General features: G+C 54.1%; 18 protein-coding genes and 1 pseudogene. 13 read left to right on the plus strand and 6 right to left on the minus strand.

Annotation, left to right across the window (positions count from 1 at the left end; translation table 11 throughout):
• Positions 1-19 precede the first annotated feature (19 nt).
• The 3 genes from HVZ37_RS04055 (at position 20) to nhaR (ending at position 3545) form a co-directional block, all read left to right on the plus strand.
• Positions 20-1282, plus strand: coding sequence for a cytoplasmic protein (locus tag HVZ37_RS04055; protein WP_181628126.1), 1263 nt, complete (start codon positions 20-22; stop codon positions 1280-1282).
• A gap of 132 nt (positions 1283-1414) precedes the next feature.
• Positions 1415-2581 carry a Na+/H+ antiporter NhaA gene (gene nhaA, locus HVZ37_RS04060; protein ID WP_042998005.1) on the plus strand — a complete coding sequence of 389 codons (1167 nt, stop codon included), beginning with the start codon at positions 1415-1417 and terminating at the stop codon, positions 2579-2581.
• 64 nt (positions 2582-2645) lie between these two features.
• The gene (gene nhaR / locus HVZ37_RS04065) at positions 2646-3545 is read left to right on the plus strand and encodes a transcriptional activator NhaR (protein ID WP_042998004.1); all 900 of its coding nucleotides are present in this window, start codon (positions 2646-2648) and stop codon (positions 3543-3545) included.
• 60 nt (positions 3546-3605) lie between these two features.
• On the opposite strand, the gene rpsT is transcribed toward nhaR, so the two are convergent.
• Positions 3606-3869: a 30S ribosomal protein S20 gene (rpsT, locus tag HVZ37_RS04070; RefSeq protein WP_003018940.1), complete on the minus strand. Its 264-nt coding sequence runs from the start codon at positions 3867-3869 to the stop codon at positions 3606-3608.
• Between the two features lie 102 nt (positions 3870-3971).
• Between rpsT and HVZ37_RS23060 the strand changes: the two are divergent.
• The 9 genes and pseudogenes from HVZ37_RS23060 to HVZ37_RS04110 all read left to right on the plus strand — a co-directional run bounded on the left by HVZ37_RS23060 (position 3972) and on the right by HVZ37_RS04110 (position 12417).
• Positions 3972-4190, plus strand: a pseudogene (locus HVZ37_RS23060) (DUF2575 domain-containing protein).
• A 7-nt stretch (positions 4191-4197) separates the two neighbouring features.
• The gene (gene ribF / locus HVZ37_RS04075; protein ID WP_042998003.1) at positions 4198-5136 is read left to right on the plus strand and encodes a bifunctional riboflavin kinase/FAD synthetase; all 939 of its coding nucleotides are present in this window, start codon (positions 4198-4200) and stop codon (positions 5134-5136) included.
• Between the two features lie 34 nt (positions 5137-5170).
• Entirely contained in the window at positions 5171-7987 is a 2817-nt protein-coding gene (ileS, locus tag HVZ37_RS04080; RefSeq protein WP_043001723.1) for an isoleucine--tRNA ligase, read from the plus strand.
• Entirely contained in the window at positions 7987-8475 is a 489-nt protein-coding gene (gene lspA, locus HVZ37_RS04085; RefSeq protein WP_042998002.1) for a signal peptidase II, read from the plus strand. Before ileS ends, lspA begins: the two co-directional genes overlap by 1 nt.
• A 122-nt stretch (positions 8476-8597) precedes the next feature.
• Positions 8598-9047: an FKBP-type peptidyl-prolyl cis-trans isomerase gene (gene fkpB, locus HVZ37_RS04090; RefSeq protein ID WP_042998001.1), complete on the plus strand. Its 450-nt coding sequence runs from the start codon at positions 8598-8600 to the stop codon at positions 9045-9047.
• 1 nt (position 9048) lies between these two features.
• Complete coding sequence (ispH, locus tag HVZ37_RS04095) at positions 9049-9999, plus strand: 4-hydroxy-3-methylbut-2-enyl diphosphate reductase (protein WP_042998000.1); 951 nt, start codon at positions 9049-9051, stop codon at positions 9997-9999.
• A gap of 66 nt (positions 10000-10065) precedes the next feature.
• On the plus strand, positions 10066-10980 hold the full coding sequence (rihC, locus tag HVZ37_RS04100) for a ribonucleoside hydrolase RihC (protein ID WP_042997999.1): 915 nt from the start codon (positions 10066-10068) through the stop codon (positions 10978-10980).
• Positions 10981-11078: 98 nt separating this feature from the next.
• Entirely contained in the window at positions 11079-11642 is a 564-nt protein-coding gene (locus HVZ37_RS04105; RefSeq protein ID WP_042997998.1) for a glucose-6-phosphate isomerase family protein, read from the plus strand.
• Positions 11635-12417, plus strand: a complete 783-nt coding sequence (locus HVZ37_RS04110; RefSeq protein WP_042997997.1) for a glucose-6-phosphate isomerase family protein — start codon at positions 11635-11637, stop codon at positions 12415-12417. The genes HVZ37_RS04105 and HVZ37_RS04110 overlap by 8 nt, the downstream gene beginning before the upstream one ends.
• A gap of 40 nt (positions 12418-12457) precedes the next feature.
• Here the strand turns inward: HVZ37_RS04110 and HVZ37_RS04115 are convergent, their stop codons facing one another.
• The 5 genes from HVZ37_RS04115 to HVZ37_RS04135 are packed head-to-tail and all read right to left on the minus strand — an operon-like array spanning position 12458 to position 16771.
• Positions 12458-13276, minus strand: coding sequence for a PTS system mannose/fructose/sorbose family transporter subunit IID (locus HVZ37_RS04115; RefSeq protein WP_042997996.1), 819 nt, complete (start codon positions 13274-13276; stop codon positions 12458-12460).
• A complete protein-coding gene (locus HVZ37_RS04120; RefSeq protein WP_042997995.1) occupies positions 13276-14076 on the minus strand; it encodes a PTS sugar transporter subunit IIC in 801 nt (266 codons plus the stop codon). Before HVZ37_RS04120 ends, HVZ37_RS04115 begins: the two co-directional genes overlap by 1 nt.
• A gap of 10 nt (positions 14077-14086) precedes the next feature.
• Positions 14087-14581, minus strand: coding sequence for a PTS sugar transporter subunit IIB (locus tag HVZ37_RS04125; protein WP_042997994.1), 495 nt, complete (start codon positions 14579-14581; stop codon positions 14087-14089).
• An 11-nt stretch (positions 14582-14592) separates the two neighbouring features.
• The gene (locus tag HVZ37_RS04130; RefSeq protein ID WP_181628127.1) at positions 14593-15021 is read right to left on the minus strand and encodes a PTS fructose transporter subunit IIA; all 429 of its coding nucleotides are present in this window, start codon (positions 15019-15021) and stop codon (positions 14593-14595) included.
• 4 nt (positions 15022-15025) lie between these two features.
• Complete coding sequence (locus HVZ37_RS04135) at positions 15026-16771, minus strand: class I mannose-6-phosphate isomerase (RefSeq protein WP_042997992.1); 1746 nt, start codon at positions 16769-16771, stop codon at positions 15026-15028.
• A 187-nt stretch (positions 16772-16958) separates the two neighbouring features.
• Here HVZ37_RS04135 and HVZ37_RS04140 point away from each other — a divergent pair, with 187 nt between their 5' ends.
• Positions 16959-17966 (plus strand): LacI family DNA-binding transcriptional regulator, encoded by a 1008-nt coding sequence (locus HVZ37_RS04140; RefSeq protein WP_044267378.1) that lies wholly within the window; start codon positions 16959-16961, stop codon positions 17964-17966.
• Positions 17967-18019: the final 53 nt, after the last annotated feature.

Here is an 18019-nt window from a genome sequence, read left to right on the forward strand (position 1 = left end):
ATATTCGCAGGGAGTGAATATGTTTTCACGTATTAATGTCGATGCATGCAAAACGTCAGGCTGTAAAAACCTCGGCGTGTTGAATAGCCCTGACTATTCGGTGCAGGGGAAATATGTCCTGTGTCGTGCGTGTGGATTTTTGTTCCCTCTGATTTCTGAACGTTCACTGAACCTTTTTCGCCAATCGGCTAATCAGCTATGGTCAGGTCTGATTAAAGTTTGCCCGGGCTGTGGAGGGGCCACATTAAAGAAATATGGCTTTTCCGCACAGGGAGCGCCGCGGCTCTATTGTCTCCAGTGCCATAAAACTTTTATTTCTCCCGTTGGGGATAAAACCGATCCTCGCCAGGAAGCGCTCGCCAGGCTTATTCAAGAAGGACACTCGCTGGCAGATATTCGTACCTCGTTAACGCTCGATAGCACGGGCCTGAACCGGCTATTACAAAAATTATCCCGCCAGTCGAATCAGGTGGAACGTGCGTATATTTTCCAAAAATTGGATTTAATCATGAGTACCCGTGCTTTTCGGGTAAAGTTTAACGGCGGCGACGGCTGTTTGTATGTTCTGGTCACGGCAGAGGAGAACAGTGGCAGGGTGATTGCCGTCACCACGAATTATTCAACGCTGCCTGTAGAAGACGAATACCGGTACACATCTTATTATGAAGAGCGCCTCGCACCCGGCACATTAACGCATCTCGTCCAGCGTAAAGAGCTGATCATCATGCGCCGCAATATCTTATTCGATGTGGACTATGGCCCCGCGTCGCTGCATAAAAACGATCCAGGGATGTTGGTCAAACCGGTTCTGCCTGCTTACCGACATTTTGAGTTAGTGAAAGCGTTGACGGATGAACGTTCCCTCAACGTTCAACATTACATAGAACAGGAATGTTTTATCTTTGGTGGATGCCTGATGGCGAATTTGCAGCATGTTCAGCAAGGCCGTTGCCATATTTCCTTTGTGAGAGAAAGAGGGTGTTCACCGCGGCAAAACGATATTCCGTACCGAATGTTTCAGAGTGGCGGTATTCGTAACAATGTCTGGCGCACCTTTTCTACCCGGGATTATGCACTGGCGATATGTAATCTCACCGGTACTAAAAAAACGAGCATGTTGCGCTATGCCACGCTTGCTGGCGCAACGGCGTTCATTCAATACATCAATAATCATCCGTTTCTACCGCAGCTTAATCGTATGTCCCCAGCCAATGTCACCGCCACGCTGGACTACCTCCGCTACACCTTCAATCGTCTGTGCAACGAACAGTACGATCGCTGATTCCGTCATACTTCATGACACAATTCACTCGAAAAAACCGATCGTTTAACCATATATAATCTAATTTTAACGATGAGTTGTGAGGAGTATGATAGTAATTACGAAGTATTCACCTTATAGAGAGAATAAAAAGTGAAACATCTGCATCGTTTCTTCAGCAGTGATGCCTCTGGGGGCATCATTCTTATCATCGCCGCCGCACTGGCCATGCTGATGGCCAACATGGGTGTAACCAGTGGATGGTACCACGCCTTTCTCGAGACGCCTGTCCAACTGCGCGTTGGTGCGCTTGAGATCAATAAAAACATGCTGTTATGGATCAATGACGCCCTGATGGCGGTGTTTTTCCTGTTGATTGGCCTTGAGGTTAAGCGTGAGCTGATGCAGGGCTCACTGGCGAGTCTGCGTCAGGCGGCTTTCCCGGTGATTGCTGCCATCGGCGGAATGATTGTCCCGGCGCTGCTGTACCTGGCCTTCAACTATGCCGATCCGATCACTCGCGAAGGCTGGGCGATCCCGGCCGCCACGGATATTGCGTTTGCACTGGGCGTTCTGGCGCTGCTCGGCAGTCGGGTGCCGTTGGCGTTGAAAATTTTCCTGATGGCGCTGGCGATCATCGACGATCTCGGCGCGATAGTCATTATTGCTCTGTTTTATACCAACGATCTGTCGATGGTTTCGCTGGGCGTTGCGGCGTTTGCCATAGCATTGCTGGCGATTCTGAATCTGTGCGGCGTCCGGCGCACGGGGGTGTACATCCTCATTGGCGCAATACTGTGGACCGCGGTGCTGAAATCCGGCGTCCATGCGACGCTGGCAGGGGTGATCGTCGGCTTTTTCATTCCATTGAAAGAGAAACACGGGCGTTCCCCGGCAAAGCGTCTGGAACATGTTCTGCATCCGTGGGTGGCGTATCTGATCCTGCCGCTGTTTGCTTTTGCCAATGCGGGCGTTTCATTGCAGGGCGTGACGATGGACGGACTGACGTCCATTCTGCCGCTCGGCATTATTGCGGGCCTGCTGGTAGGTAAGCCGCTGGGGATCAGCCTGTTCTGTTGGTTGGCGCTGCGTCTGAAGCTGGCGCAACTGCCGGAAGGAACCTCATTCCCGCAAATCATGGCGGTCGGCATCCTGTGCGGCATTGGTTTTACGATGTCGATCTTTATCGCCAGCCTGGCCTTTGGCAGCGTGGATCCGGAGCTGATTAACTGGGCGAAGCTGGGGATCCTGATTGGCTCCTTGCTGTCGGCGGTGATTGGCTACAGCTTGCTGCGCGCACGTTTACGCCCGTCAGTCTGATTGGGCGAGTTAGCAGGGGAGCCTCGTTCGGCTCCCTCTTTGTGATATTTATCAGAGAGAGTGTATGTCCCACATTAATTACAACCATCTCTATTACTTTTGGCACGTCTATAAGGAGGGGTCCGTGGTCGGTGCGGCGGAAGCGCTTTATTTAACGCCGCAAACTATCACCGGACAGATTAAAGCGCTTGAGGAACGCCTGCAGGGCAAACTCTTCAAGCGTAAGGGGCGCGGTCTGGAGCCCAGCGAGCTCGGCGAGCTGGTTTTTCGCTATGCGGATAAAATGTTTACTCTCAGCCAGGAGATGCTGGATATCGTGAACTACCGCAAAGAGTCCAATCTGTTATTTGATGTGGGGGTGGCGGATGCGCTGTCGAAGCGATTGGTCAGCAACGTACTGGATGCCGCCGTCGTTGAAGGGGAACAGATCCACCTGCGCTGTTTTGAATCAACCCACGAAATGCTGCTGGAACAGCTCAGCCAGCATAAGCTGGATATGATTATCTCGGATTGCCCGATTGACTCGACGCAACAGGAAGGGCTGTTTTCGGTGAAGATTGGTGAGTGTAGCGTGAGCTTCTGGTGTACCCAGCCGTTACCGGAAAAATCCTTCCCGGCCTGTCTGGAAGAGCGACGTTTGCTGATCCCCGGCCGGCGTTCGATGTTAGGACGCAAGTTGCTGAACTGGATTAATTCCCAGGGGCTGAAGGTCGAGATTCTGGGAGAGTTCGATGACGCCGCATTGATGAAAGCCTTTGGCGCAACGCACAACGCGATTTTCGTGGCCCCGACGCTCTATGCGCATGACTTTTACGCAGACGATTCGGTGGTCGAAATTGGTCGCGTGGAGAATGTGATGGAGGAATACCATGCCATCTTTGCTGAGAGGATGATTCAGCATCCGGCGGTACAGCGTATCTGTAATACGAACTATTCGGCGTTATTTACGCCCCAGAACAAATAGTCCAGACATAAAAAAACCCGCTTGCGCGGGTTTTTTCACAAAGCAACAATCAACAGGCGATTAAGCCAGTTTGTTGATCTGTGCAGTCAGGTTAGCTTTATGACGTGCAGCTTTGTTTTTGTGGATCAGACCTTTAGCAGCCTGACGGTCCACGATTGGTTGCATTTCGTTAAATGCTTTCAGTGCAGTAGCTTTGTCGCCAGCTTCGATAGCTGCGTATACTTTCTTGATGAAAGTACGCATCATAGAGCGACGGCTTGCGTTGTGCTTACGAGCCTTTTCAGACTGAACGGCGCGCTTCTTAGCTGATTTGATATTAGCCAAGGTCCAACTCCCAAATGTGTTCTATATGGACAATTCAAAGGCCGAGGAATATGCCCTTTTAGCCTTCTTTTGTCAATGGATTTGTGCAAATAAGCGCCGTTAATCTAGCGGCACTCGTTACGTAGTGATGGCGCAGGATTCTACCAGCTTGCGGTCTGTGAATACAGCTTTTCAGCGATAAAAATTGAATTGCTTTGTCAGTTTGTGGTCGGTATTTGCCTCAGGGTAATGAAATCCATCTGCTTTCTGTTTCGCCACATCAATCGCCGGTTAACCTTGACCGCCGTACAAGGTATACTTTGGCGATTTTCACTGTTTTGAGCCAGACATGAAGCTGATACGCGGCATACATAATCTCAGTCAGGCCCCACACGGGTGTGTGCTGACTATTGGTAATTTCGACGGCGTGCATCGTGGTCATCGTGCGCTGCTGCAAGGTTTGCAGGAAGAAGGGCGCAGGCGTGGCTTACCGGTGATGGTGATGATTTTTGAGCCGCAGCCGCTCGAACTGTTTGCGACAGACAAAGCCCCTGCGCGGCTGACCCGCCTGCGTGAAAAATTGCGTTATCTCGCGCAATGCGGCGTCGATTACGTGCTGTGCGTGCGCTTTGACCGCCGTTTCGCCGCCCTGACGGCACAGACCTTTATCAGCGAACTGCTGGTGAATCGTCTTGGGGTGCAATTTCTCGCGGTGGGAGATGATTTCCGCTTTGGCGCTGGTCGCGAAGGCGATTTCTTGTTATTACAGAAGGCGGGTGTGGAATATGGTTTCGATATTACCAGCACCCAAACCTTCTGCGAAGGCGGCGTGCGTATCAGCAGTACCGCCGTGCGTCAGGCGCTGGCACAGGACAACCTGGCCCTCGCCGAAAGCCTGCTGGGCCATCCGTTTACCATTTCAGGCCGTGTTGTACACGGTGATGAACTCGGGCGCACCATTGGTTTCCCGACGGCAAACTTACCGCTGCGTCGTCAGGTTTCCCCGGTAAAAGGGGTCTATGCGGTTGAAGTGATGGGGCTTGGCGAGAAGCCATTGCCCGGCGTGGCGAACATCGGGACCCGTCCGACGGTTTCGGGCGTGCGCCAGCAACTGGAAGTGCATCTGCTGGATGTTGCAATGGACCTCTATGGTCGCCATATAGATGTAGTGCTGCGTAAAAAAATACGCAATGAACAGCGATTTGCTTCGCTGGATGAACTCAAAGCGCAGATTGCGCGAGATGAATTAACTGCCCGTGATTTTTTTGGGCTATCAAAACCGGCTTAAAGGCCTGGGTAATCAATACGGAACCGAGAATCTGATGAGTGACTATAAATCAACCCTGAATTTGCCGGAAACAGGGTTCCCGATGCGCGGCGATCTCGCCAAGCGTGAACCGGGAATGCTGGCGCGTTGGACTGATGATGACCTGTACGGCATCATTCGTGCGGCCAAAAAAGGCAAAAAAACCTTCATTCTGCATGATGGCCCTCCTTATGCGAATGGCAGCATTCATATTGGTCACTCGGTTAACAAGATTCTGAAAGACATTATCGTGAAGTCCAAAGGACTCGCGGGATATGACTCGCCTTACGTTCCGGGTTGGGACTGTCACGGTCTGCCGATCGAATTGAAAGTGGAGCAGGAATTCGGCAAGCCGGGCGAAAAATTCACCGCGGCGGAGTTCCGTGCGAAGTGCCGTGAGTACGCTGCAACTCAGGTTGATGGGCAACGTAAAGACTTTATCCGTCTGGGCGTGCTCGGCGACTGGTCGCATCCGTATCTGACGATGGACTTCAAAACGGAAGCCAACATCATCCGCGCGCTGGGCAAAATCATCGGTAATGGTCATCTGCATAAAGGCGCGAAACCGGTGCACTGGTGCGTAGACTGCCGTTCTGCGCTGGCAGAAGCGGAAGTGGAATACTACGACAAAACCTCTCCGTCGATCGACGTGGCCTTTGTTGCTGCGGATCAGGACGCGGTGAAGGCAAAATTTGGCGTGGCGAATGTCAACGGGCCAATCTCGTTGGTCATCTGGACCACCACACCGTGGACGCTGCCGGCAAACCGCGCGATTTCCGTGGCGCCGGACTTTGACTACGCGCTGGTACAAATCGACGGTCAGGCGGTGATCCTGGCAAAAGATCTGGTTGAAAGCGTGATGCAGCGCATTGGCGCGACAGATTATACCGTTCTCGCCACCGTAAAAGGGGCGGAGCTTGAACTGCTGCGCTTTACCCATCCGTTTATGGGTTTCGACGTTCCGGCGATCCTCGGCGATCACGTGACGCTGGATGCCGGTACTGGCGCGGTACATACCGCGCCAGGCCATGGTCCGGATGACTATGTCATCGGCCAGAAATACGGTCTGGAAGTTGCTAACCCGGTAGGTCCGGACGGCGCTTATCTGCCGGGTACTTATCCGACGCTGGACGGTGTGAACGTCTTTAAAGCGAACGATATTGTGGTTGCGCTGCTGACCGAAAAAGGCGCGCTGCTGCACGTTGAGAAAATGCAGCACAGCTATCCGTGCTGCTGGCGTCACAAATCACCTATCATCTTCCGTGCAACCCCGCAGTGGTTCATCAGCATGGATCAGAAAGGTCTGCGCGAGCAGTCTCTGAAAGAGATCAAAGGCGTGCAGTGGATCCCGGACTGGGGCCAGGCGCGTATCGAATCAATGGTAGCGAACCGTCCTGACTGGTGTATTTCTCGTCAGCGTACCTGGGGCGTGCCGATGTCTCTGTTCGTTCACAAAGACACTGAAGAGCTGCACCCGCGCGCCATCGAACTGATGGAAGAAGTGGCAAAACGCGTTGAAGTTGACGGTATTCAGGCCTGGTGGGATCTCGACCCGAAAGACATTCTGGGTGACGAAGCCGATCAGTACGTGAAAGTGCCGGATACCCTGGACGTCTGGTTTGACTCTGGTTCAACGCACTCCTCCGTCGTGGATGTCCGCCCGGAGTTCGCCGGTCATGCTGCGGATATGTATCTGGAAGGCTCCGACCAGCATCGTGGTTGGTTCATGTCGTCTCTGATGATCTCTACCGCGATGAAAGGCAAAGCGCCGTATCGCCAGGTACTGACGCACGGTTTTACCGTCGATGGTCAGGGCCGCAAGATGTCCAAGTCTATCGGTAACACCGTTTCGCCGCAGGATGTGATGAACAAACTGGGCGCTGACATTCTGCGTCTGTGGGTGGCATCAACCGACTACACTGGTGAAATGGCGGTATCGGATGAGATCCTCAAACGTGCTGCCGACAGCTATCGTCGTATCCGTAACACCGCGCGCTTCCTGCTGGCGAACCTGAACGGGTTTGATCCGGCTAAAGACATGGTGAAACCGGAAGAGATGGTGGTACTGGACAGATGGGCGGTGGGCTGCGCGAAAGCGGCGCAGGAAGATATTCTGAAAGCGTACGAAGCCTACGATTTCCACGAAGTGGTACAGCGCCTGATGCGTTTCTGCTCCGTCGAAATGGGGTCGTTCTATCTCGACATCATCAAAGACCGTCAGTACACCGCGAAAGCGGAAAGCCGGGCGCGTCGCAGCTGTCAGACCGCGCTGTACCATATCGCGGAAGCGCTGGTACGCTGGATGGCGCCGATCATGTCCTTCACCGCAGATGAAATCTGGGGCTACCTGCCGGGTTCTCGTGAGCAGTATGTCTTCACCGGTGAGTGGTACGAAGGCTTGTTTGGTCTGGCGGACAGCGAAGCGATGAACGATAGCTTCTGGGACGAGCTGCTGAAAGTGCGTGGCGAAGTGAACAAAGTGATCGAACAGGCGCGTGCGGATAAGAAAGTGGGCGGTTCTCTGGAAGCGGCAGTCACCCTGTACGCCGAACCTGAACTGGCTGCGAAGCTGACCGCACTGGGCGATGAATTACGATTTGTCCTGTTGACCTCCGGGGCGAAAGTCGCTGACTATGCCGGGGCTCCTGCAGATGCGCAGCAGAGCGAACTGCTCAAAGGGCTGAAAATCGCCCTGAGTAAAGCCGAAGGTGATAAGTGCCCGCGTTGCTGGCATTACACGACGGATGTCGGCAAGGTAGCGGAACACGCAGAAATTTGCGGACGCTGTGTCAGCAACATCGCCGGTGATGGCGAAAAACGTAAGTTTGCCTGATGAGTAAGCCTCTTTGTTCAACAGGGCTACGCTGGCTGTGGCTGGTGGTAGTCGTGCTGATTATCGATTTGGGCAGCAAGTACCTGATCCTCCAGAATTTTGCTCTGGGGGATACGGTGCCGCTGTTCCCGTCGCTTAATCTGCATTATGCGCGTAACTATGGTGCGGCGTTTAGCTTCCTCGCTGATAGCGGCGGCTGGCAGCGCTGGTTCTTTGCCGGTATCGCGATCGGTATCTGTGTCATTCTGGCGGTGATGATGTATCGCTCCAGCGCGACGCAAAAGCTGAATAATATCGCGTATGCGCTAATCATTGGCGGCGCGCTGGGGAACCTGTTCGACCGCCTGTGGCATGGTTTCGTGGTCGATATGATCGATTTCTACGTCGGGGACTGGCATTTTGCTACGTTTAACCTCGCCGATAGTGCGATCTGTATCGGCGCCGCAATGATTGTCCTGGAAGGATTCCTGCCGAAAAAGCAGGCGTAATACAGTGCCGGATGGTGGCGTAATCGCCTTATCCGGCCTATAAAATAGCGCGATCCTTGTAGGCCCGATAAGTGCAAGTGCCATCGGGCTAACTGGTGAGTCACAACAAGTGAGCAACCTGCATGTCTAAATCAGTACAGAGTAACAGTGCGGTGCTGGTGCACTTCACCTTAAAACTCGACGATGGCTCCACCGCAGAGTCAACCCGTAATAACGGCAAGCCCGCGCTTTTTCGCCTGGGGGATGGTTCTCTGTCTGAAGGACTGGAGCAACATCTTCTCGGACTGAAAGACGGCGATAAAACCACTTTTTCCCTGGAGCCGGATGCCGCGTTTGGCATCACGACGCCTGACCTGATTCAGTATTTCTCGCGCCGCGAATTTATGGACGCCGGCGAACCTGAAATCGGGGCTATTATGCTCTTTACCGCAATGGACGGCAGTGAGATGCCTGGTGTGATCCGCGAAATCAACGGTGACTCCATCACCGTCGATTTTAACCATCCGCTGGCCGGGCATACCGTTCATTTTGATATTGAAGTGCTGGAAGTCGATCCGGCACTGGAGGCGTAACATGCAGATCCTGTTGGCCAACCCGCGCGGTTTTTGCGCTGGTGTAGACCGCGCTATCAGCATTGTTGAAAACGCGCTGGCCATCTACGGCGCGCCGATTTACGTTCGTCATGAAGTGGTACATAACCGCTACGTGGTCGACAGCCTGCGCGAACGCGGGGCGATTTTCATCGAGCAGATCAGCGAAGTGCCAGACGGCGCGATCCTGATCTTCTCCGCGCACGGCGTCTCTCAGGCGGTGCGCAACGAAGCGAAAGGCCGTGACCTCACTGTCTTTGATGCGACCTGTCCGCTGGTAACCAAAGTGCATATGGAAGTGGCGCGCGCCAGTCGTCGTGGCGAAGAGTCGATCCTGATTGGTCACGCCGGACACCCTGAAGTGGAAGGCACAATGGGGCAGTACAGCAACCCGGCAGGGGGCATGTACCTGGTGGAATCGCCGGAAGATGTTTTTTCGCTCAAGGTGAAAAACGAAGGCAAGCTCTCCTTTATGACCCAGACCACGCTCTCCGTGGACGATACCTCAGACGTGATTGACGCACTGCGTCAGCGCTTCCCGAAAATCGTCGGACCGCGTAAAGATGACATTTGCTACGCCACTACCAACCGTCAGGAAGCGGTGCGCGCGCTGGCGGAGCAGGCGGATGTTGTGCTGGTGGTGGGCTCAAAAAACTCATCGAACTCCAACCGTCTGGCTGAACTGGCGCAGCGGATGGGGAAAGCGGCATTTCTGATTGACGATGCGACCGATATCCAGGAAGCCTGGGTGAAAGAGGCGAAATGCGTGGGCGTGACTGCAGGCGCGTCAGCGCCGGATATTCTGGTGCAAAACGTGATTGCCCGCCTGCAGGAACTCGGCGGCGGCGAAGCGGTTCCGCTGGAAGGCCGCGAAGAGAATATTGTCTTCGAAGTGCCAAAAGAGCTGCGTGTGGATGTTCGTGAAGTAGAATGATTTAGTTCACGCTAATCTGTGCGAAGATGCCGGGTCTGATACCCGGTATTTTTTTATGGAGGAATCATGCGTCTGCCCATTATTCTCGACACCGATCCGGGCATTGATGATGCTGCGGCGATTGCTGCTGCGCTGTTTGCCCCTCAGCTCGATCTGCAATTGATGACTACGGTCGCCGGTAATGTTTCCGTGGAAAAGACCACCCGCAACGCCCTGCAACTGCTGCATTTCTGGAATGCCGACATTCCCCTCGCCCAGGGGGCCGCCACGCCGCTGTTACGTCCGCTACGCGATGCCGCCTATGTTCACGGCGAATCCGGCATGGAAGGCTATGATTTTGTCGAGCATGACCGACAACCGCTGGCGAAACCGGCGTTTATCGCCCTTCGTGACGCGCTGATCAGCGCCCCGGAGCCGATCACGCTGGTGGCGATTGGTCCGCTGACGAATATTGCGCTGCTGCTGATGCACTATCCGGAGTGCACCTTCAACATCCGCCGTCTGGTGATCATGGGCGGTTCTGCCGGACGGGGAAATTTCACCCCTAACGCTGAATTCAATATCGCCGTCGATCCGGAAGCCGCAGCGCGCGTATTCGAAAGTGGCATTGAGATTGTGATGTGTGGGCTGGATGTCACAAACCAGGCGATGTTGACGCCGGATTATCTGGCCTCGCTGCCCACCCTCAATCGCACTGGAAAGATGTTACATGCCTTGTTCAGCCACTATCGCAGCGGGACAATGCGCACCGGCGTGCGAATGCACGATCTCTGCGCGATTGCCTGGCTGGTGCGTCCGGATCTGTTTACCGTCAAGCCGTGCTTTGTCGCGGTTGAAACCCGGGGGGATTATACCGCCGGGACGACCGTGGTGGATATTGAAGGGCGGATGAACAGACCAGCAAACGTGCAGGTCGCTCTGGAAATTAATGTTGCAGGGTTCCAGCAGTGGGTGGCAGAAGTTCTGGCACTGGCACCGTAAGGAGTGTGATGCGCACCGCACTCTGTGGACGGAACTGGTAGGTTAATCGATTAATCTGCTAATCTGATTCTGTTGTTCTCCTCGGGCCGGAGACACATATGAATCTTACTTTTATCCAGCCACCGCAGGTGGAATGGGCGAGCGGCGCGTTGGCAAAAGGGCCGCTGTTACGTAAATCAACCCGCATTCAGGATCTCATTGAGGTTTTTGCCGATGAGCCTGCCCGGCAACAGTTGGCGGGCGAACACGTGGTGTATGACGTTGAGATGCTGGCGACTTCTTCGGCGGAAGGCGAACTCTATACGGGCGTGACGCATCTTTATCCCGGACATGTCGGCGGTGAATACTTTATGACCCGCGGGCATTTCCATGCGCGCCGTGAACAGGGCGAAGTCTATTTTGGCCTGCGCGGAAAGGGACTTTTGCTGCTGCAAAATGAGCACGGGCAGGCGCGACTGGAAAACGTTTTCGCCGGATCCATTCATATCATCCCAGGTTTTACCGCACACCGCTTAATCAACACCGGAAATGAGGTGCTCTCCGCGCTTGCAGTCTGGCCTGCTATCGCCGGACATGATTATGCGGCGCTGGCGAAGGGGTTCACCCTCAGGGTCTTTGAGGAAAATCAGCAGATTCAAGTAAGGGAGGTGCAGAATGGTTGACTCTGCCTCTCTTTATGGTCTGGATATGACCGTGCATCGTCATCCGCTTGGGTTCAGTTATGGGGATGACGTGACCGGGCCTATGCCGGAAATTCGCCGACTCGATCAGATTCGTGCTTCGCTGCGTGATCCGCAGTGTGAGGGACCGGAAGAGGTATACGCTATCGCGATGGACGTGGCGCGTCTGCAGGATCGCGAGGAGCTAAAAAAACGCATGCTGTTGTTCGGTGTGGTGACCTATGCCGCGGGTCGGTTGGGTGAAGAACCGATTCGTAGTCAGGGACATGTGCATCGTGTGAGTCAGCACAGCGGGTGGTCTCCGCCAGAGTTGTATGAGATCTGGCAGGGGAAAGCGATCATCTACATGCAGGAATATGTTGGGGACGATCCTGGTCGCTGCTTTGCGGTGATCGCAGGACCCGGTGAAAAAGTGCTGGTGCCGCCCGGTTGGGGACATGCGACGATATCCGCCGATCCGAATGAGCCGTTAACCTTTGGCGCGTGGTGCGATCGGGAATATGGTTTTGAATATGAGGCTGTGCGGGCGCATAAAGGGCTGGCGTGGTATCCGTTATTACAGGGTGACCACGTCATCTGGCAGCACAACCCGCGCTATATTGCCGGGCGATTGCAGGCCGTCACGCCTCGTCAGTATACGGAGTTTTCACTGACTTCAGCGCCAATCTATCAGCAATTTATATCCGACCCGGGGCGCTTTCAGTTTATCTCTCGCCCGGATAAATGCGCAGGGCTGTGGCAGAACTTCCATCCATGAAAAACCGGGGCATTGCCCCGGTAGTTCCGTCTTTTCGCGATTAACCTGCAAACAGACCTGTTGCGACGCCAAGCGCGGCCAGTATCAGCAGTAAAACCATCGCTTTTACCGGTGAGACACCGCGTTTTGCCATCAGATACCAGGTACCGAGAACGACGACCAGCGGCAGCAATTGCGGGAAAATGCCATCCAGCATCTGCTGAACATGGATATTCACACCATCTTTGGTAATAAACTCCATCCCGGTTCCAAGCTTCACGTAGCTGGCTGCGACGCCCCCCATAACGAAAACGCCTAACAGCGATAAGGCTTCGCGCAGACGAGTGGACTTGCTGCTCACCAGTATTTCTACCGAGCCGGAGCCCATTTTGTAGCCTTTCAGAAACAAGAACCATGAGCCGGGAATGATGATCGCAAGCCAGGCAACGGTATAAAACAAGGGACCGAGGATATTGCCGCCTGCCGCCAGCGCCATGCCGATACTGAGCAGGATGGGGATCAACATCCCAGGGATCATGGAATCACCGATCCCGGCAATGGGACCCATTAAACCCACCTTAAGGGTGTTGATCGTCTCTCCGTCGATCGGCTCCCCGTTCGCTTTTTTCTCTTCCAGCCCCAGCGCCATTCCATTCACAATGGCGCCAATCTGGGGTTCGGTATTGTAGAACGAGGCGTGTCGACGCAACATTTCGGTTCGTTGTGCGGCATCGGGATAGAGCTTTTTCGCCACCGGCAACATGCTCAGACAAAATCCAAAAGATTCCAGACGTTCAAAACTCATCGACGATAAGTTATGCATCATCCAGGCCCGCCAGCAGCGGCGAAGATCTTTACGGGTCAGCGTACGTTCTTCCATCAGAATTCATCCTCATCATCGCGGGTAACCGACGTCGCGTTTGCAGCCTGCGGCGGTTCCGGCTTGTAGTTATAGTGGATCAGCGCCAACAGTGAACCGACGATCACCAGCGCGACCATGTTGAGTTTTAAAAAGACGATGCAGACGAAACCGACGAGGAAGTAGATCAACATGGTGTAATTTTTGATGATCTGCTTGAGCAGAATTGCAATCCCGACGGCGGGCAGAATGCCGCCCAGTACGTTCATTGTCGACAACACCATCTTCGGCAGGCTGTCCATAAAACCGCTGATGTACTGTGCGCCAAAGTAAACCGCAATAAAGGTGGGCACAAAACGCAGGACAAAGTTTGTCACCTGAGGCCAGATGGCGCTGTTCAGGTAAATTCCCCGCTCATCGCCCCGATCCAGTGCCGCATCGGCACGATGGTTCCAGAAAGAGTTCAGTACCATCATCGCATTAAATAAGATGGTCCCGGCAATCCCGATGGTAGCGGCTAAGGCGACCGCGACCTCCGGGCCTTTGCCTGAGAGGATCCCCAATGCAATGGCCGGGTAAGCCACAAAGTTGAGATCGGCAGGCATTGAGCCGCCGGGCGTGACCATCGCGATATATACTGCCTGAACCGCAACGCCAATCATGATCCCGGTTTTCATGTCACCGAGAATAATCCCGACCAACGTGCCGGAAATCAGCGGTCGAGTGATTAAATACCAGCCGCCCGTCAGTCCTAACAGCCAGGGGCTGCTGAGGGCGCCGAGATAACACAGAATGCCAATCAACATCGCTTCGATAATCATCGTCCGCTCCTTATTTCAGCTTCTGGCGCGCATCCTGCCAGCTGTAGCAACTGGCATCCGGCACCAGCCGGAATTCAACCTGATGCCCGCGCTGCGTCAGCCAGTCAAAGGCGGCGATCTCCTGTGCATTGACTGATTGATTAGGGCCAATTGTCGTGGTGTCGGCGCGCGCACTCATTGGGCCGACGTTAATTTTGCCGTTGGCGTTGTGCAGACTGATACCCGCTTCTTCGATGCGCATCAGCGTGACCGGCGATTTGCCAATCACGAAATAACGTTTCTCACTGGCGATGACTTTGGGCAGTTTCTCAATCGCGGTGGCGGTATCAAACAACCAGACTTTGGTGTCCTGCACGGCGCCTTTCATCACCGAGGAGAGCAGGGGATCGGCCGCGACGGCATCGTCAATGGCGACAATGCCATCGCAGGGCAGCTCTTTGGCCCAACGTGTGACGAGCTGCCCATGAATAACGCGGTCATCGATACGGACAAAAGAAATACTCATAGCGGTTTCCTTTAAAAATCATCTGACTGCACGGAAAAAACCGGGGCAGCCTTCGTCAACGTGGGGGCAGTTAACGCCAGCAGGGTATCGGCTGCGGCATGGACATCCATGAATGGAAGCACTTCCTCGCTTAACAGCAGCATCGGCAGATTCACTCCTGCCACAACGGCGATGGGAGGCAACGTTTGTGGTGAAAAAGCATGCTGGCAGGCGACGTTCCACGGCGTGCCACTTTGCATGTCGCAGAGCACCAGTACTCCGTCAGCGTGTTGTCCCGCCTGTGCCAGCACTTCGCCAAAGCGCGATTTAAACCCTTCGATACCGGCCTGTTCGCTTAGTGTCACGGCGTAAACATGCGGTAATTCGCCGTAAACCATGCGTCCGCTGGTAAGAAGCGCTTCCGCCAGAGGACCGTGACTGGCAACAATAATGTGGATCATCGGCTTATCCTCTTACCCAAGCTTTGATCGTCGCCAGAGGCTGGTCAACGCTGTCGCCTGAAGGTGAAATTCGGTATTCCCCAACGGCTGCCGGGATGATAAAGGTCTCTGCATAGTGAACGATGAAGGGAGCAAATGCGCCGCTCGGACTATCGACCACGGCTTGCGCACCTTCGACCAGGTTCAGAACGTTCACACCACCCTGAGTATGGTGTGTCACTGGGGCAGTAAACCAGTGACGGCGGGTTTCGATAAACTCACGTTCGTGCATCCCGGTTCTTTCTTCCCGCCAGCCGTCCCCTTCAGCGATGGGCTCAATACGGTTGATCAGATTGTCTTGAACCCATTGTGTATCGCGCTGCCAGTCAATGACTTGTTGACCGTGGTCAAGATGGACAGGACGCGGCAATCCGTCCAGACCCAGACGCCCCCAGTCCCACAGTTTGAAGGTGAAAATATACGGCGTGGCACTGATCTCCAGGACCATTGTCCCGGCGCCTGAGCAATGGACGGTTCCGGCAGGGATGAGAAAATGATCGTGCTTACGGGCAGGGAATTGATTGACAAACCGCTCGTCATCAAAGGCTTTCTCGCCTCGTCCCGCCGCGCGTAAATCGTCCAGCATCTCGCCTGGTACGATCCCGGTTTTTGTGCCCAGGTAGACCACCGCATCTGGCTCTGCTTCAAGGATGTAGTAACTCTCATCCTGGGTATAGTGCATACCAAATTGCTGTTGGATGTATTCAGTAACCGGATGAACCTGGAAGCTCAGGTTCTGACCGCCAATGGTATCGAGAAAGTCAAAACGAATCGGAAATTCCGCGCCAAAACGAGCATGAACTTTCTCGCCAAGCAGGGCGCGGGGATACGTCAGCACCAGGTCCTGAGAGGGGATCTCGATCCGCACATGACCAAAACGCAGTAACAGGCTGTTTTCCTCGGGCACGCAATCAAAACACCACGCGTAGTTGGGCGCTGAGGGATCGAGATCGAATTGTTGTTTCATCCACTGCCCGCCCCAGACGCCAGGGTCAAAGAAGGGGGCGACGCGAAACGGTTGCGTGGTGGTTTGTTGCAACCCGGCGCGTAGCGCTTCGCCGCTGACCATTGCGGGCGCGCCTGCGACCGTCGTATCCAGCAAATAATCAGCGCGTTTGAGCAGCGGCGTTTTGTGCCGGTCAAAGACTCGCCATTCAATAAAAAAGGCGCGTTTATAGCGACGAAGAATATCTTCATTCTGGTTTTTTGCGCCCCAGTTACCGAGACCGTCATGACGCATACGCTGTTGAATTTCCCAGCGCGGCAGATCAGCATACACCAACACATCGCCGGGATGCGCCAGCGCCGCGCCTGGCCCATATACCACCACGAGACCTTCGGGGATGGCTTCAATCTGTTGACGCATCCGGTTGAGCTTGTCGGGATCAAAAAACTCATCAAGATGGTGACAGGAGAGAACGCCAAAGACGCGGTCATCGGTCAGATTACGCGCCAACAACGCATGCAGCGCCTGCTCATCACGTCGCGCGGATTCAACATTAATCACTACGGTGGCGTTTAGCGCGGCGAAGAGGTGTTGCTCCAGCTCATCCAGTCGCACGCCCGGATAACAATCGATAATCAGTACGGTTTTAGGCGATTCAGAAACCCGGCTGCGAAGTACCGAATGGACCGACGCCCAGCCTTGCCAGGCCTCGTCGTCATAGCCCTGAACATAAACCTCAGGGAATTTATTATAGGTTGTACGCATTTTCTCTCTCCGTGTTGGCTAATTAAAGATTAATCGATTAACCTTGTTTTCATAGGGTGGTTAACGCGATTAACCCGCCATAATCAGAAACCAGGGCGGTAAAAAGCTCATCAGCGTGATGAGAATCACACGTACTGGCACATTAATGAGGTTATTCGATTAACCTTTGCGAGAAACAGGAGAAGTCATGACAACCATTACCCTGGCGCAGGTTGCGGAACGCGCTGGCGTCTCCACGGCGACCGTGTCGATGGTACTGCGTAATCGGGGGCGTATTTCACAGGCAACGCGTGAACGCGTACTTAAAGCGCTGGATGATTCTGGCTATGTCTATAACCAGACCGCAGCGAATTTGCGTAATCGCAGCAGCAATCAGGTCGGGCTCTTGTTGCATGATATTACTAACCCATTTTATGGCGAGATGACGGCGGGGCTCAGTCATGAAATGGAGCGGCACGATCTGCTGTTGTTTCTGGCGAACAGCGAAGAGTCCGGCGAGCGCCAGCAAAAGTTTGTTGATTCCCTGATGCGCAATAACGCCTGCGGTATGGTGCTCTGCGCGGCGCGGGAAACACCGACCTCGTTCTTTGAAGCGCTTAAACGGCGTAATATTCCCGCTATCATGGTGGTTCGCCCGCTTAGCGATCCGGACTTTGATTTTGTCGGCACCGATAATTTTCTCGGGACGCAAATGGCAACGACCCATTTAGTTAAACTGGGGCACAAAAATATCGCCTTCATCGGCGGCAGCCCGAATTCAGGGAGCCGGGCGCAGCGCATTGGCGGATTTACCAGCACACTACTGGAATATGGCATTTCACCGAATCCGCAGTGGATCGTTGCCACTCAGGCCAGCCAGATTGATGGCGCGAAAGTGGCGGAGTCTCTGCTGATGCAACATCCACAAATTACTGCCGCGGTGTGTTATCAGGATATTGTGGCATTGGGGGTAATGCAGGCGCTACGTAAAATGGGGCGTGAACCCGGGCGCGACTTTGCATTAGTCGGGTTCGATGATATTACCGAAGCGGCGTTGGTTCAGCCTGCGCTGACCACCGTGTCGGTCGCGGCAAAAGAGATTGGTCGTAAGGCGGGAGAGTTACTTTACAGTCGTATTCAGGGGAACGATGAGCCGGCGAAACGCATTATTCTGCCTCCGGCACTGGTGGTCAGAGAATCATGTGGTTTTCGCTGATCGTCATGTCTTTTACTGATATCTCTCGCTGTTTATCATTAAATTCTAATTAT

The organism is Citrobacter sp. RHB35-C17, from assembly GCF_013816795.1.
GTDB classification, from domain to species: Bacteria; Pseudomonadota; Gammaproteobacteria; order Enterobacterales; family Enterobacteriaceae; genus Citrobacter_A; species Citrobacter_A amalonaticus.